The sequence below is a fragment of the Corynebacterium sp. ACRQJ genome, from assembly GCF_022346045.1.
Lineage (GTDB): Bacteria > Actinomycetota > Actinomycetes > Mycobacteriales > Mycobacteriaceae > Corynebacterium > Corynebacterium evansiae.
Genome location: NZ_JAKRMT010000001.1, coordinates 1 through 15,933 on the forward strand (window position 1 = coordinate 1; position 15,933 = coordinate 15,933).

The window sequence follows — 15,933 nt, forward strand, 5'->3', positions numbered from 1 at the left end:
GCGTACGCCAACGTGCTGGGGGAGGTCATCATCGCCGCCTGCTTCCTCGGGGCGCTGGTCGTGTACTGGCGCGCGGAGGGGGACGGAAAGTCGCTGGCTCCCAACTGGCCGGTGATTAAGTCGCAGCTGGTGATGGGGCGGGACTTGATCCTGCGCAGCCTGAGCTTCCAGGTGGCTTTCATTTCCGCTGCGGTGGTGGCCGGTCGCATGGGGCCGGCTCCGCTGGCTGCCCACCAGGTGCTGCTGCAGCTGTGGAATTTCCTGACGTTGGTGCTGGATTCCGTGGCCATTGCAGCCCAGGCGCTGGTGGGCGCGGCCTTGGGCGCTGGGTCGGCTGCGACGGCCCGCAAGGTCGGCGTGTCCGTGCTGCGCTTCTCCGTCGGCGCCAGCCTGGTGCTCGCGGCAGGGCTGGCTGCGGGAGCCCACTTCATCCCGCGCATCTTCACGACGGATGCCGATGTGCTGGCCACGATCGGCGGCCCGTGGTGGCTATTGGTGCTGTTGGTGCTGGCCGGGGGTGTTGTTTTCGCCTTGGATGGAGTGCTGCTCGGGGCGGCGGACGCGGCCTTCCTGCGCACCGCCACCATCGTCTCTGTACTGGCCGGGTTCATCCCGCTGGTGTGGCTTTCCTGGATCTTCGGCTGGGGTTTGGTTGGTATCTGGTGGGGTCTGTTTAGTTTCATTTTGATCCGCCTGGCCTTCGTTACTTGGCGCTTCGCCGGTGATAAGTGGGTTAGCTAGTGTTAAGCTTGTTAATCGTTGTGATCTGATTCAGAGAGGGGGAGCGCCCCGATGTCCCGAACCCTATGGGCCGTCAGCGACCTGCACGTGCGCGCCCCCGGCAACCTGGATCTGGTCCGCGAACACGTCCGGCCTGCTAACGCGGGCGATTGGCTCATCGTCGCCGGGGATATCGCAGAGGATCTGCCCACCATCGAGCGCACCCTGGGGCTGCTGCAGAGCCGCTTCGCCCAGGTTATCTACGCGCCCGGCAACCATGAGCTCTACAGCCGCACCAGCGATACCACCCAAGGTCGGGCGAAGTACGACGCCGTCATTGCGGTCGCCCAGCGCCTCGGGGTGCTCACCCCGGAGGACCCCTTCCCGATGTTCGCGGGCCACACCGTGGTGCCGCTGTTTACTCTTTACGATCACTCGTGGCGCGACCCTTCCATGACGCCCACTGCAGCGCTGGCGGCAGCCCGCGGCAAAGGCATCGTGTTGATGGACGACCTGGCGATTGCGCCGTATGAGGACGTGATTCTGTGGTGCCGAGAGCGGCTGCGCTACTCGGTGCGCCGGCTGGCGAATGTGGAGGGACCGACCATTCTGGTCAACCACTGGCCGCTGGCGCGGGAGGCGATGGCTAACGTCCGGCATCAGGAGATCGGCCTGTGGTCGGGAACGCGGCACACGCAGGAGTGGCCGGAGCGCTACCGAGCGCGCGCGGTGATTTATGGCCATTTACATATTCCGGTAGAATTTTCGCTCGGAAATGTAACGCATGCGGAGGTCTCCCTCGGTTATCCGAGGGAACGGAAGATCAGCCTTCCGCCCCGCTTGGAAAAAAATTTGTGGCCCTACCCAGTACTCGTCGAGGAGGTGACAGCATGAGGCACAACGGAACACTCGCAACGGCGCCAGGGGATCTGGCGATCGTGGAGACTTTCGGCGCGCAGCAGCCGACCATTCCGCGCGGATTGCTGCCCCAGGGTACGGCCTGCGCAGAGCTGCACAGCGTGCGGGGGGATCTGAGCCAGTTCAACGCACTCCCGGCAGAGGAGCAGGCTCTGGTGGATGGGGCTGTGGATCGGCGCAAGGCCGACTTCGGCGATTCGCGCTGGTGCGCACACCAGGCGCTGAAGAACTTCATGGACGCGCACCCGCCCATCCTGCGCGGGCCGCGCGGGATGCCGCTGTTCCCGCAGGGAATCTCCGGATCGCTGACCCACACCGACGGCTTCCGCGCGGCCCTGCTGGCGCCATCCGAGCGCTGGGCTTCCGTGGGCATCGACGTGGAGGTGGCTCGCCCGCTGCCGGAGGGCGTATTCAACACGATCGCCAACCTGGGCGAGCAGCGCCGCATCCACAAGACGATGCGCTCCGAGGACATGCAGCTGCTGGATACCGTGCTGTTCAGCGCGAAGGAAGCCACCTACAAGACGTGGTTCCCTCTCACGCACCGCTTCCTGGACTTCGATCAGGCCGACATTGACCTGCGCCCCGACGGCACGTTTACCTCATACCTGCTGGCGCGCCCGGTGCCGGTGCCGTTCATTCAGGGGCGCTGGACCATCCGCAACGGCTATGTGATCACCGCCGCAGCCGTTCCGGCTCGCTAGTCCATTCCCGCCGGGCGGGCGACGAACACGCTGGAAGCGCGTTTTCCCTTCTCCTCGATCAGCGCGATGGCCTGCCCGGAGGGAGTGACCGCGGCGCGCACACCCTGGTTGCCAACGGGGTCCAGCCATTTGCCGAGGGAGAGGTCTACGCCCTCCGACTCGCTGATCTCGCGGGTCTCAAAGCAGCGCACCATCGCCTCGTCCAAGGTGAGCGTAAGCCTCGGATCCTCCTCGAGCTGCTCCAGAGTGCGTGCTTCGGAGACGTCGAAGGGCCCCACCGAAGTGCGGCGGAGCTGTGTCAGGTGTCCGCCCACACCCAGAGCCTCGCCGACGTCCCGGGCAATCGCCCGGATGTAGGTACCGCTGGAACAGTGCACGGAAATGCGGGCGTCGATGCACGAGGTGGCGTCATCCACAACAACATCGAGAACCTCCAGAGAAAAGATCGTGACGGGGCGCTCGGGCAGCACAACGTCGTGGCCTTCGCGGACGAGCTCGTGGGCGCGCTTGCCGTCGATCTTGATGGAGGAAACCGAGGTCGGGCGCTGCATGATGTCGCCCCGCTGAGTAGCGAAAGCCTCGCGGACCTGCTGTTCGGTAAGCGCCTGCAGGTCTTGGGGAGAGGCGGTGGAAAGCACATCGCCCTGTGCATCGTCGGTGTGGGTGGCGGAGCCCAAACGAACGGTGGCCTCGTAGCGCTTGTCGTGCGCGACGACGTGGGCCAGGAACTTTGTTCCTCTTTCGACGCCCACAACCAGCAGCCCGGTGGCCATCGGATCGAGGGTGCCCGAATGGCCGACCCGGCGCGTACCCATGATCCGGCGGAGCTTGGCCACCATGTCGTGCGAGGTGGGGCCGGAGGGCTTGTCCACGAGGACGACCCCGGAGCGGCTCAGGACGGAACGGGCACTGCGTTGGTTCATACCCACAGACTATCGACTAGCATGCAACGTGTGAGTATCTGGTACGGACTGGACAGAATTCCCGAGCACCTGGCAGCCGGCGGCACCGTCGTCACCATCGGCGTGTTCGACGGCGTGCATCGCGGGCACCAAGAATTGCTGCAGCGGGCGGTGGAGCTGGCGCGCGAACGGGGCGTGCCGAGTGTGATGTTCACCTTCGACCCGCACCCGACCGTCGTCTTTAAGCCGGAGGCGGTGCCGCCGCTGCTGTCGAGCGTGCGCCGTCGCGCGGAGCTGGCGCACGAGTACGGCATTGACCACGTGGTGGTCGTTTCCTTTACCAAGGAGATCGCCAGCTGGTCGCCGGAGGAATACGTGGACCAGGTGCTGGTCAAGATGCTGAATGCCAAGGCCGTGGTGGTGGGGGATAACTTCACCTTCGGCCACAAGGCGGCGGGCACGCCCGAGACGCTGCGCGAGTTGGGCGAGGCGCGTGGCATGCGGGTGGACGTGCTGAAGCTGCTGGAAGACGGCGACCACGTGGTCTGCTCTACGTGGATCCGCCGGGCCCTGGCCGAGGGCAACGTGGACGGCGCGAACGAGGCGCTGGGTCGGCACTTCCGAGTAGCCGGGGAAGTAACCCACGGTGCTGGCCGCGGCGGCAGGGCGCTGGGATTCCCCACGGCCAACCTGTACTTCGCCGAGAAGTTCGCGCTGCCCGCTGACGGCGTTTACGCGGGCTACGTGACGATCCTGCCGGGGCATGGGATCTCCACCGGGGCGACCATCGGCACCATGCCGGTGGGCGAGCGGCTGCCGGCCGCGATCTCCGTTGGCACCAACCCCACCTTCGGCCACGAGCCGCGCAGCGTGGAGAGCTTCATCCTGGATCACGACGCCGACCTATACGGCCTGGATATCGCCGTGGAGTTCGTACACCACCTGCGGGGAATGGAAACGTACAACTCGCTAGACGAGCTGATCGAGGCCATCGGCCGGGATGTCACCGAAACTCGCAAGGCGCTGGGCTAAGCGTTTTGGGAACAGGGGCGTGGGCGTGCTAAACTCCCCAGGTCTAGCGACTGTGGTCTGCGGTAGTCGCTGGTTAAACCTTTCGCGCGGACTGAAATAACTATCAAGGAGATTCATCCATGGCACTGTCCAAGGAACAGAAGACCGAGACTCTCAAGGAGTTCGGCCTGCACGAGACCGACACGGGCTCCCCGGAAGCTCAGATCGCACTGCTGACCGTTCGCATCCGTCAGCTGACCGAGCACCTGAAGTACCACAAGCACGACCACCACTCCCGCCGCGGCCTGCTGCTGCTGGTTGGTCGCCGCAAGGGCCTGCTGAAGTACCTGGCCGAGAACAACGTCGACCGCTACCGCTCCCTGATCGAGCGCCTGGGTCTGCGTCGCTAAAGCTTTAAAGCAAACGCTCGCCACCTCTCAAACGACGAGGTGGCGGGCGTTTGTGCTATTTCGTGCTAGTCTTGATGCCGGTTAAATCCTAAAAGCCAATCGAATAGTTCAAGAAAATTCCACGTCGGTGGCGTCGGCACCGAAGACCAGACGAACAGGCAACCGCCGTGGAGTGCAACGCAAGGTAACGCAGAAAGGCGATTGCAAAACTCCATTATGAGTACGAAGAAGCAGAACATCCAAGCAGAGCTCGTTGACCCGGACGCCGGTGTGTGGGAAGTAGAGGCCACCATTGATAACGGCGACTTCGGCACCCGCAGCATCCGCTTTGAAACCGGGCTGCTGGCCCGCCAGGCCGATGGGGCAGTGACGGCCTACCTGGACGAGGACACGATGCTGCTGTCCACCACCGCTGCCTCCCGCCAGCCGCGCGAGGGCATCGACTTCTTCCCGCTGACCGTGGACGTCGAAGAGCGCATGTACTCCGTCGGTCGCATCCCGGGGAGCTTCTTCCGCCGCGAAGGCCGTCCGGGCACGGATGCGATTCTGGCCGCCCGCCTGATCGATCGCCCGCTGCGCCCCACCTTCGTGCGCGGTCTGCGTAACGAGGTGCAGGTCATCGTGACCGTGCTGTCGATGGATCCGAAGGACCGCTACGACGTGCTGGCCATCAACGGCGCTTCCGCCTCCACCCAGCTGTCTGGCCTGCCGGTTTCCGGTCCGGTGGGTGGCGTGCGCATGGCGCTCGTCGTGGATTCCGACCACCCGGAGGGCCAGTGGGTTGCTTTTCCGACGCGCGAGCAGGAAGAAAAGGCAATCTTCGAGCTGGTCGTGGCCGGTCGCGTGACCGAGCCGGTGAAGCCCGCTCGCGGCCGCGGTCGCGGTCGTGGCAAGGGCGCGGGCAGCGGCGAGCCGAACGTTGCCGTCATGATGGTCGAGGCCGGCGCTACCGACACCGTCGTCGAGCGCATTGCCGAGGGTGCACCGGCGCCGACCGAAGAGGTTGTGGCGCAGGGGATCGAGGCCGCTAAGCCGTTTATCGCCACGCTCTGTGAGGCGCAGGACGCTCTGGCCAAGGCTGTGGACGCCGAGACGCGCGAATTCGAGCTGTTCCCGCCCTACGGCGAGGACGTTTTCGCCTCTGTCCAGGCGGAAGCACAGGATGCGCTGGAAGACATCATGGCCATCGCCGACAAGCAGGAGCGCGACGAGGCACTGGCCGCGAACATGCAGGCCAGCGTTGACGACCTGCTGCCGGAGTTCCCAGAGCGCGAGGCGGAGATCCGCGCGGCCCACAACGAGGTCACCAAGACCGTGGTGCGTCGCCGCATCCTGGAGGATGGCTTCCGCATCGATGGCCGCGACAGCACCACGATCCGCGACCTGGGCATCGTCGTCCAGCTGCTGCCGCGTGCACACGGCTCGGCCCTGTTCGAGCGCGGCGAGACCCAGATCCTGGGCGTGACCACGCTGGACATGCTGAAGATGGAACAGCAGATCGACTCTCTGGGGCCGGAGACCACGAAGCGTTACATCCACCACTACAACTTCCCGCCGTACTCCACCGGCGAGACCGGTCGCGTGGGCTCCCCGAAGCGCCGCGAGATCGGCCACGGTGCACTGGCGGAGCGCGCATTGACGCCCGTGATCCCCAGCCGCGATGACTTCCCGTACACCATTCGCCAGGTCTCTGAGGCTCTGGGCTCCAACGGGTCGACCTCCATGGGTTCTGTGTGCGCCTCGACCCTGAGCCTGTACAACGCCGGTGTGCCGCTGAAGGCACCGGTGGCGGGCATCGCTATGGGGCTGGTGACCGGCAAGGTTGGCAAGGCCGGCAAGGACAAGTACGTCACCCTGACCGACATTCTGGGCGCCGAGGATGCCTTCGGCGACATGGACTTCAAGGTCGCGGGTACTCCCGACTTCGTGACCGCGCTGCAGCTGGATACCAAGCTCGACGGCATTCCGTCGGACGTGCTGGCCGAGGCGCTGCAGCAGGCGCGCACCGCACGCCTGGAGATCCTGCAGCTGATGGACGAGGCCATTGACTCTCCGGATGACATGAGCGACCTGGCTCCGCAGATCACCAGCATTAACATCCCACAGAACAAGATCGGTGAGGTCATCGGCCCGAAGGGCAAGACCATCAACCAGATCACGGAGGAGACTGGCGCCAACATCACCATCGAGGACGACGGCACGGTGTTCATTTCCGCCGTCGGCGGCGAGGCTGCGCGCGAGGCGGAGGAGAAGATCAACGCCATCGCGAACCCGCAGCAGCCGAAGGTGGGCGACCGCTTCCTGGGCACGGTCGTAAAGACCACCGCGTTCGGTGCATTCGTTTCCCTGCTGCCGGGTAGGGATGGCCTGATCCACATCTCCAACCTGGGTGGTGACCGCCGCATCGAGCGCGTGGAGGACGAGGTCTCGGTGGGCGACAAGCTCGAGGTGGAGATCGCGGACATCGATAACCGCGGCAAGATCTCCCTGGTCCTGGTCGAAGACAACTAACCACTTGCCACGGGCTAATTGAGAGCTATTAAGGAGCGATTGATCTATGACTCGCATTGGTGTTTTGGGTGCCCGCGGGCGTGTGGGCAGCGCCGTTGTAGCCGCCGTTGAGGCTGACGCAAACCACGAGCTGGTGGCCGCAATCGACCACGGTGATGACCTGCAGGCGCTGGTGGATAACAACGCTGAGGTCGTGGTGGACTTCACCGTTCCGGATGCCGTGATGGGCAACCTGGAATTTTGCATCAACAACGGCATCCACGCCGTCGTCGGTACCACCGGCTGGACGGAGGAGCGCTTCGAGACCGTCCGCGATTGGCTGCAGGAATCCCCGGAGACTGGGGTGCTCGTCGCCCCGAACTTCGCCATCTCCGCCGTGCTGACCATGAAGTTTGCGGAGATTGCTGCGCCCTTCTTCGAGTCCGCCGAGGTCGTGGAGCTGCACCACCCGAACAAGGTGGACGCGCCTTCGGGTACTGCGGTGCACACCGCGGAAGGCATCGCGCGCGCTCGTAAGGCAGCCGGTCTGGCCGAGCAGCCCGACGCCACCACGCAGTCCCTGGACGGGGCGCGTGGCGCTGACGTGCAGGGAGTGCCTGTACACGCCGTACGCATGACCGGCATGGTCGCCCACGAGCAGGTCATCTTCGGCACCAAGGGGCAGACCCTGACCCTGAAGCAGGATTCCTACGACCGCGAGTCCTTCGTGCCGGGAATCATGATCGGCGTGGAGAGGATTGGTGAAAACCCGGGCCTGACCGTCGGTTTGGAGAAGTTCCTGGGACTGGACGGCGATGTCAACGGCGGTGCTAAGGCCTAGTTCATGGCTACTGTTGCACCCCTACAGATCGACCTGGTGGGTCACACCGCCTTTGACTCAGCGCCAGACCTGGACTGGCAAAGCGACGTGGATGATAGTGCCGCTTTGGTCGAGTTCGCAGGCAGGGCTTGCTACGAAACGTGGGACAAGCCCAACCCGCACACCGCGACGAATGCGGCGTACGTCCGCCACATCATGGACGTCGGCCACACCACGCTGCTGGAGCACGCCAGTGCCTCGATGTACCTACGCGGAGTATCTCGCTCGTGCAGCCACGAGATCATGCGCCACCGGCATTTCAGCTTCAGCCAGCTTTCGCAGCGCTACGTACCTGCCGATGAGGCGCGGGTCGTAGTGCCCGAAGCGGTAGCCGGCAATGAGGACTTGAAGAAGCTGTTCCTGCAGGCCGCGGACGTGGCCTACGATGCCTACCGGGAGATCTTGGATGGCTTGGGCGAGGACTTCGCTGAGGAGCCAAACGCCGTGTTGCGCACGAAGCAGGCACGGCAGGCGGCTCGAGCGGTGTTGCCGAACTGCATCGAAACTCGCTTTGTCATGACCGGCAACTTCCGCAGCTGGCGACACTTCATCGCCATGCGTGCCGCTGAGCATGCGGATCCGGAGATCCGCCGGATCGCTGTCGCGTGCTTGCGTAAACTGCAGGAAGTAGCGCCGAACGTGTTCGAGGACTTCTCGATCACGCAGTTGCACGATGGCGGGGAAATGGCGACGAGCCCGTACGTCGGTGAATCTTAAGGATGACGGGTCTTAGGGCCATTGAGTACAACCCGCCGAAATCAACACCCAAATACGTGAGTTTCTCGTGAAGGAAGGTAGTCTGGGGAGTCATGAGTACAGGTAACGCAGCAACAAGGGGATCCGCGCACTTCGGAACTATCTCTCTTGCGATGGTGACCCCCTTTAAGAAGGACGGCTCCATCGACTTGGACGCGGGCGTGGCCCTTGCTGGCCACTTCGTGGATGAGGGCTGCGATTCTTTGGTCTTGGCCGGAACTACCGGAGAATCACCCACCACGGGTGCGACCGAGAAGCTTGACCTGCTCAGAGCAGTACGATCCGAGCTCGGCGACCGTGTAAAACTGATCGCCGGAAGCGGATCTTATGACACAGCTGTCACCGTAGAAATGTCTCGCGCATCGCAAGAGGCGGGGGCTGACTCTCTGCTGGTTGTGACTCCTTACTACTCTCGTCCCAGCCAAGAGGGCATCTACCAGCACTTCACGACCGTTGCGGACGCGGTGGATATTCCAGTGTGCGTCTACGACATTCCCTCTCGATCCGTCGTCCCGGTGGAACCGGAGACCCTGCACCGACTGGCCGATCATCCACAGATCGCAGCCGTCAAGGATGCAAAGGGCGACCTGGCCGCCGGCATGGAACTGATTGAGAACACCGACCTGGCTTGGTACTCGGGCGATGACCCGTTGAACCTGCCTTGGTTGGCCGCAGGTGCCACCGGCTTCATCTCTGTGATTGGCCACGTAGCAACGCGACAGCTCAAGCAGATGAGGGATGCGTTCGACGCAGGCGACATCGCCACCGCCCGTAGCATCGCAGTGCAACTGCAGCCGCTACAAAAGGCCCAGGCCCGCCTCGGAGGCGTGACATTCGCGAAGGCAGCGCTAAAGCTAAAGGGGAAGGACGTGGGTGCACCGCGTCTTCCCATTATCGAACCAAAAGCCGCTGAGTTGGATCAGCTGGCTCAAGACCTGCAAGCAGCAGGGGTATAGGGAAAATATGACTGAACAACGTTCCCGAGGCCGCAAGGTTACTCGGAAGGCCGCTCCGCCGAGCGCTGAGGCGGAAGCACAATCGGATAACACCGCTGTCTCCAACGCTGAGGCTGCGACGGTTTTCAACGACGGTGGCGTCGCTAAGAACAACGCCAACAACAACTCCGACGGCAACGACAACAACAGCTCTGCCGACAACGGCGGCAACAAGAACAACAACGGTGGCGGTAACCGCAACCGTAACCGTCGTTCCCGTGGCCGCGGCAACGGCAACAACGGCGGCAACAACGGCGGTAATCGCAACAACAACGGCGGCGGCAAGGGTCGCGGCCGGGGTCGCGGTGGTGACCGTCGCAAGGGCGCACTGAAGGCCATGCAGGGCGCGGACCTGACGCAGCGCCTGCCGAAGCCGCCGAAGCAGCCGAAGGGCAGCCTGCGTATCGTCGCGCTGGGCGGTATCTCCGAGATCGGCCGCAACATGACGGTCTTTGAGTACGAAGGCCGCCTGCTGATCATCGACTGTGGTGTGCTGTTCCCGAGCTCCGGTGAGCCGGGCGTGGACCTGATCCTGCCGGACTTCAGCTACCTGGAGGGCAAGTGGGACCGCGTGGACGCTCTGGTCATCACCCACGGCCACGAGGACCACATCGGTGCTATCCCGTGGCTGCTGAAGCAGCGCGCGGACATTCCCATCATCGCCTCCCGCTTTACCTGTGCTCTGATCTCTGCAAAGACTCAGGAGCACCGTCAGCGCCCGAAGCTGATCGAGGTCGACGAGAACTCCCACGAGAGCCGCGGACCTTTCGATCTGCGCTTCTTCGCCGTGAACCACTCCATCCCGGACTGCCTGGGCATCGCCCTGAAGACCGGGGCTGGCCTGCTGGTGCACACCGGCGACATCAAGCTGGATCAGACCCCGCTGGACGGCCGCCCGACGGACCTGCCGGCGCTGTCTCGCTTCGGCGACGAGGGCGTGGACCTGTTCCTGTGTGACTCCACCAACGCGACCACCCCGGGTGTCTCCGGTTCTGAGGCTGACATCGCGCCGACGCTGAAGCGCCTGGTGGGCGACGCTAAGCAACGCGTCATCATCGCCTCCTTTGCATCGAACGTCTCCCGCGTGCAGTCGGCCGTGGACGCCGCCGTGGCGGCCAACCGCAAGGTTGCCTTCAACGGCCGCTCCATGATCCGCAACATGGAGATCGCAGAGCGCATGGGCTACCTGAACGTCCCGCGCGGCACCATCGTCTCTATGGACGAAGCCTCCAAGATGGCTCCGCACAAGGTCGTGCTGATTACGACGGGTACGCAGGGCGAGCCGATGGCCGCGCTGTCGCGCATGGCTCGCCGTGAGCACCGTCAGATCACCGTCCGCGACGGCGACTTGATCATCCTGTCCTCCTCCCTGGTTCCGGGTAACGAGGAAGCGGTGTTCGGCGTGATTAACATGCTGTCCCAGATTGGCGCGACCGTAATCACGGGTCGTGACGCGAAGGTGCACACCTCCGGCCACGGCTACTCCGGCGAGCTGTTGTTCCTGTACAACGCGGCCCGCCCGCGTAACGCAATGCCGGTGCACGGCGAGTGGCGCCACCTGCGCGCCAACAAGGAGCTGGCGATCAGCACTGGCGTGAACCCGAACAACATCCCGCTGGCGCAGAACGGCGTGGTTGTCGACCTGCACAACGGTCACGCGAAGGTGGTCGGCCAGATCACCGTCGGTAACCTGTACGTCGACGGCACCCGCATGGGCGACATCGACAGCGGAGTTCTGGAGGACCGCACCGCGATGTCCGAGGGCGGCCTGATTTCCATCACCACCGTCATCGACAACCGCACCGGTCGTCCGCTGGAGGTTCCGAGCGTGCAGGCCAAGGGCTTCTCCGACGATGCCCGCGACATGCTCAAGGAGATCCAGGAGAAGGTCGACAACGTCATGATCGACCTGGCCGGCGAGGGCGAGAACGATCCCTACCGCATGGCACAGGCCATCCGCCGCAAGGTGGGCAAGCTGATCTCCGACAAGTGGAACCGCAAGCCGATGATCGTGCCGACCGTCGTGCCGATGAGCTCCGAGATTGTCGAGGAACTCGAGGAAGAAGAGTCGCGCGAATCCGTCTAGCCTAAGGTTTCGCTACGCTGGGGTGGCATGGAACACAACATGAACACCTCCCAAGCGGAACGCGAAGCCCTGGCGAACCTTCTACAGCAGTCCAGTCCAGACGCACCTACGTTGTGCGCGGGCTGGACTGCTCGCGATTTGGCGGTCCACCTCGTCATCCGCGAGTACCGTCCGGATGCCGCCGCGGGCATGTTCTTCAAGGGCTTGGCCAATCGTCTGGATTCCGTCAGCCACGACTACGAGTCCAAGCCGTACGCAGAGCTGGTGGAGATGTACCGCAACGGCCCGCCGACGTGGAACCCATTGCGACTGGCGGACAAGTACGCCAACCTCGCTGAGAACTTCGTTCACCACGAGGATCTGCGCCGTGGGGGAGGGGAGTACGCTCCCCGCGACCTTCCGCAGTCCGCCCGGGATGACCTGTGGAAGGCGGTGGGGAAGATGGCGAAGTTCTTCCTGCGTTCCTCGAGCATTCACGTGGTGCTGGAGCGTACCGACGCCGCCACGCCGACGGTGGTTCGTGCGGGCGCCGATAGCACCGACGAGGTGCGGGTAAGTGGTGAGGCCGGAGAACTGTTGCTGTGGCTGTATGGCCGTGACGGCGCGGTGGACGTTGTTTTGACACCGGCCGATGAGGGCACGACCGCGCGCATCAAGCGGCACGTGTTCTAGAATTTCTCCCGCCGAATCTGAGCATCTTTTTAGAACAAAGCGCGTGTTGCTCATGTGACTACTGTGATCAGTGCGACTAAAGTGTTGGCCATGTCTGTCACTAGTCGCTCTCGCAGCTCTGCACCCCGAGGTAGGGGCGCACACTCCAACCGACCGAGCTCCGGCCGTCGTGGTGTGTTCGAAGATACTCGGTCCGCCGCCCCGGTCGGTGCCGGTTATTCTGGCTATGCCGGGGGCGAGGACTTCGAGAGGACCGGTAGCGCCTTCGGCGTGGTCGGCCACTCGCTGGGGTCTGCGTTTAGCGGAGCGGCGCGGGGCATCGGTGGCTTGACTCGCCGCCTGGCGACCCGCGGCGATGCGGGTGACTTTGACTCTTATGACGATGCAGATTTTCTTGAGGAGGCGGAAACCCAGGTGATCTCCAAGCGGAGTAAGCAGCGGAATTCGCGCAATAGTCAAGCAAAGAAGCTTGATTCGGGTCGTGGTTCGCGCGCTGGTGACGGTTGGACGCCGGACACTGAGGACGATGGTTTTGACGCCGACTTCAGCGCTCAAGACCCCAGCGAAAGTGCAGGACCGATGCGCATCGGCGGCTCCTACGACGGCGCCGCCATCGGCGTGTTCGCCGTAGCCCTAATCCTGGCTGGAACCCTGTGGTTTGGGGTGGGCGGTGCCGTGGGCAACGGCATTGCGGGAATTCTCACCTGGATCATCGGCGCGGGCGGATACGTAGTCCCGATCGCCATGGCCTTCGCCGCCTGGGTGTTGATGGTCGGCATCGAGCGCACTCAGCGTTCCACCGTCCGCCTGTGGATCGGTTCCGCGCTGGTGGTCCTGCCGATGCTGGGGCTCATTCATATCTTCGCTGGCCAGCCCACTGACAGTGCCGGAAAGGCGAGCGCGGGTGGCCTGGTCGGCCAGGCTATCGGTACGCCGATGGCCGTTGGCTTTAGTGTCTACCTGGCCGTTCCTCTGCTACTGCTGGCCATTGTGTACGGCGCACTGCAGCTCACAGGGCTGACGGTGAAGCAGATTTACACCCTCGCAGCGGACTTCCTGGGGGTGGGCAGTTGGCGCGATGGTCGCGGTAACGATGATTACGCCGACTACGAAGACCAACCCAACGACGTTGACGAGGACGATCAGTACGGCCACGTCGATCGTCAGATCACCCGCGCCGCCCGCCGGACGCCGATGGACAACTACCCGGTGGAGGAACAGGGGAGCGACGTAGACGACGCGGCTGACTCCAACGAGACCCTGGTGCTCGACACTGCGCCCTCCCGCACATCGCAGCGTCGCAAGCGCACTCAGCCGAAGCACACCCAGCCAAAGCGCCCGGAGTCTAAGCGCACCCAGCCGAAGCCTGCACCACAGGTAGAGGACGTCGCAGAGTTGCTGGACGATGACGAGCCGGAGCCCAAGGCAGAATCCAAGCCTGAGCCCAAGCGGGATCCCGTAGCCGACTCCCGTGACTCGGTGCGACAGGCCATCATCGCCCGCTCGGGGATTGACGCTGCCGCGGTTCCAGCCTCCACGCCGAAGTCGGAGCTGGAAGAGGACGTGGCTGAGGGCGTCATAGAAAAGAAGGCAGAAAGCGACTACGCGCTGCCGTCGACGGACCTGCTGCTCAACGGCGATGCGCCGAAGACCCGCAGCGAAACGAACGACCGGATGATCGAGGCGATCACCGAGGTGTTCGAGGAGTTCAACGTCGACGCGCAGGTGACGGGCTTTAGCCGCGGACCGACAGTGACCCGCTACGAGGTCGAGCTCGGACCAGGCGTGAAGGTCTCCAAGATCACGAACCTGCAGTCCAACCTGGCTTACGCGGTGGCCACCGATAACGTGCGCCTGCTGACCCCGATCCCGGGCAAGTCCGCAGTGGGCATTGAGGTGCCCAACACCGACCGCGAAATGGTGCGCCTCGGCGACGTGTTGGAGGCGCCGAAGGTGCGCGGTGATGCCGACCCGATGGTCATCGGCCTGGGCAAGGACATCGAGGGCGACTTCGTGGCCCACTCGATTCAGAAGATGCCGCACCTGCTGGTGGCGGGTTCCACTGGCTCCGGTAAGTCTGCCTTCGTGAACTCCATGCTGGTATCGCTGCTGACCCGCGCCACGCCGGACGAGGTACGCCTGATCCTGGTGGATCCGAAGATGGTGGAGCTGACCCCCTACGAGGGCATCCCGCACCTGATTACGCCCATCATCACCCAGCCGAAGAAGGCGGCCGCCGCCCTGACCTGGCTAGTGGAGGAGATGGAGCAGCGCTACATGGACATGAAGGCCAGCCGCGTACGCCACATCAAGGACTTCAACCGCAAGGTTAAGTCCGGCGAGATCACAACCCCACTGGGCTCGGAGCGCGAGTACCGCCCGTACCCGTACATCGTGTGCGTGGTCGACGAGCTGGCCGACCTGATGATGACCGCCCCGCGCGAGATCGAGGACTCGATTGTGCGCATCACCCAGAAGGCGCGCGCCGCCGGTATCCACCTGGTGCTGGCAACGCAGCGCCCGTCGGTGGACGTGGTCACCGGCCTGATCAAGACGAACGTTCCTTCCCGTCTTGCCTTCGCCACCAGCTCCTCGACCGACTCCCGCGTGATCCTGGACCAGGGCGGCGCGGAGAAGCTGATCGGCATGGGCGATGGTCTGTTCATCCCGCAGGGTGCGGGCAAGCCGCAGCGCATTCAGGGCGCCTTCGTGACGGACGAGGAGATCAACGCCGTCGTGGAAGCCGCCAAGGACCAGGCCGAGCCCGACTACACCGAGGGTGTCACCGAGGACAAGGCCGCCGAGGCGAAGAAGGACATCGACCCGGACATCGGCAACGACCTGGAGGATCTACTGCAGGCAGTGGAGTTGGTGGTCACCAGCCAGTTCGGCTCTACCTCCATGCTGCAGCGCAAGCTGCGCATCGGCTTCGCCAAGGCCGGGCGCCTGATGGATCTGATGGAGACCCGCGGAGTGGTCGGGCCGTCCGAGGGGTCGAAGGCACGTGAGGTGCTGGTGAAGCCCGAGGAGCTCGACACGATGCTTTGGATGATCAAGGGCGCGAACCCCGAGGACGCACCCAAGGAAGTCATAGAGGCAGATGCCGAGGGGGCCGAAGGCGTTCACGACGGCGATGATTCCGGCGATGACGGGACGCGCGTGGTCGCGGCCAACCCGCCGAGCGGAGCCGTGTAGCCCCTATGGCGCAGCCGGCCTCTGGCGGGTGTAGAGTAGTCGGCAGTTGGAGGGGAGTACCCTAACGCCAAGCTTGCTTGGTGCCCTCGACATTGATCGTCAGCACGGCAGGTTGCGGTGAAGCCGCGAACCTCCCGGTCATGTCGGCCCGCAACTTTCATGGAACGGGCGGGGGAGACCTCCGGTCTATTTAG

13 protein-coding genes are annotated in these 15,933 nt (G+C 64.0%); 12 read left to right on the top strand and 1 reads right to left on the bottom strand.

Annotated elements, in window-relative coordinates; genetic code table 11:
- The 3 genes from MHX52_RS00005 to MHX52_RS00015 form a co-directional block, all read left to right on the top strand.
- On the top strand, positions 1 to 741 hold a 741-nt coding region (locus MHX52_RS00005; RefSeq protein ID WP_255721180.1), incomplete at its 5' end, for an MATE family efflux transporter.
- Positions 742 to 792: 51 nt separating this feature from the next.
- A complete protein-coding gene (locus MHX52_RS00010; protein ID WP_035006000.1) occupies positions 793 to 1,614 on the top strand; it encodes a metallophosphoesterase in 822 nt (273 codons plus the stop codon).
- Complete coding sequence (locus MHX52_RS00015; RefSeq protein WP_239315905.1) at positions 1,611 to 2,342, top strand: 4'-phosphopantetheinyl transferase; 732 nt, start codon at positions 1,611 to 1,613, stop codon at positions 2,340 to 2,342. Before MHX52_RS00010 ends, MHX52_RS00015 begins: the two co-directional genes overlap by 4 nt.
- Here the strand turns inward: MHX52_RS00015 and truB are convergent.
- A complete protein-coding gene (truB, locus tag MHX52_RS00020; protein ID WP_053088987.1) occupies positions 2,339 to 3,265 on the bottom strand; it encodes a tRNA pseudouridine(55) synthase TruB in 927 nt (308 codons plus the stop codon). The genes MHX52_RS00015 and truB overlap by 4 nt on opposite strands.
- A 30-nt stretch (positions 3,266 to 3,295) precedes the next feature.
- On the opposite strand from truB, the gene MHX52_RS00025 reads away from it, so the two are divergent.
- From MHX52_RS00025 to MHX52_RS00065, 9 genes are all read left to right on the top strand, one after another.
- On the top strand, positions 3,296 to 4,276 hold the full coding sequence (locus MHX52_RS00025; RefSeq protein WP_192816674.1) for a bifunctional riboflavin kinase/FAD synthetase: 981 nt from the start codon (positions 3,296 to 3,298) through the stop codon (positions 4,274 to 4,276).
- 119 nt (positions 4,277 to 4,395) lie between these two features.
- Positions 4,396 to 4,665 (top strand): 30S ribosomal protein S15, encoded by a 270-nt coding sequence (gene rpsO / locus MHX52_RS00030; protein WP_005295163.1) that lies wholly within the window; start codon positions 4,396 to 4,398, stop codon positions 4,663 to 4,665.
- A gap of 216 nt (positions 4,666 to 4,881) precedes the next feature.
- Positions 4,882 to 7,176 (top strand): polyribonucleotide nucleotidyltransferase, encoded by a 2,295-nt coding sequence (locus tag MHX52_RS00035; RefSeq protein WP_239315907.1) that lies wholly within the window; start codon positions 4,882 to 4,884, stop codon positions 7,174 to 7,176.
- A gap of 46 nt (positions 7,177 to 7,222) precedes the next feature.
- Positions 7,223 to 7,996, top strand: coding sequence for a 4-hydroxy-tetrahydrodipicolinate reductase (gene dapB, locus MHX52_RS00040; protein WP_239315909.1), 774 nt, complete (start codon positions 7,223 to 7,225; stop codon positions 7,994 to 7,996).
- Positions 7,997 to 7,999: 3 nt separating this feature from the next.
- Positions 8,000 to 8,752: an FAD-dependent thymidylate synthase gene (gene thyX, locus MHX52_RS00045; RefSeq protein ID WP_239315911.1), complete on the top strand. Its 753-nt coding sequence runs from the start codon at positions 8,000 to 8,002 to the stop codon at positions 8,750 to 8,752.
- Positions 8,753 to 8,844: 92 nt separating this feature from the next.
- A complete protein-coding gene (gene dapA / locus MHX52_RS00050; protein ID WP_049050476.1) occupies positions 8,845 to 9,747 on the top strand; it encodes a 4-hydroxy-tetrahydrodipicolinate synthase in 903 nt (300 codons plus the stop codon).
- A 7-nt stretch (positions 9,748 to 9,754) separates the two neighbouring features.
- The gene (locus tag MHX52_RS00055) at positions 9,755 to 11,872 is read left to right on the top strand and encodes a ribonuclease J (protein WP_304504272.1); all 2,118 of its coding nucleotides are present in this window, start codon (positions 9,755 to 9,757) and stop codon (positions 11,870 to 11,872) included.
- 27 nt (positions 11,873 to 11,899) lie between these two features.
- On the top strand, positions 11,900 to 12,544 hold the full coding sequence (locus MHX52_RS00060; RefSeq protein WP_035003695.1) for a TIGR03085 family metal-binding protein: 645 nt from the start codon (positions 11,900 to 11,902) through the stop codon (positions 12,542 to 12,544).
- 90 nt (positions 12,545 to 12,634) lie between these two features.
- Positions 12,635 to 15,739, top strand: a complete 3,105-nt coding sequence (locus MHX52_RS00065) for a DNA translocase FtsK (protein ID WP_239315912.1) — start codon at positions 12,635 to 12,637, stop codon at positions 15,737 to 15,739.
- Positions 15,740 to 15,933: the final 194 nt, after the last annotated feature.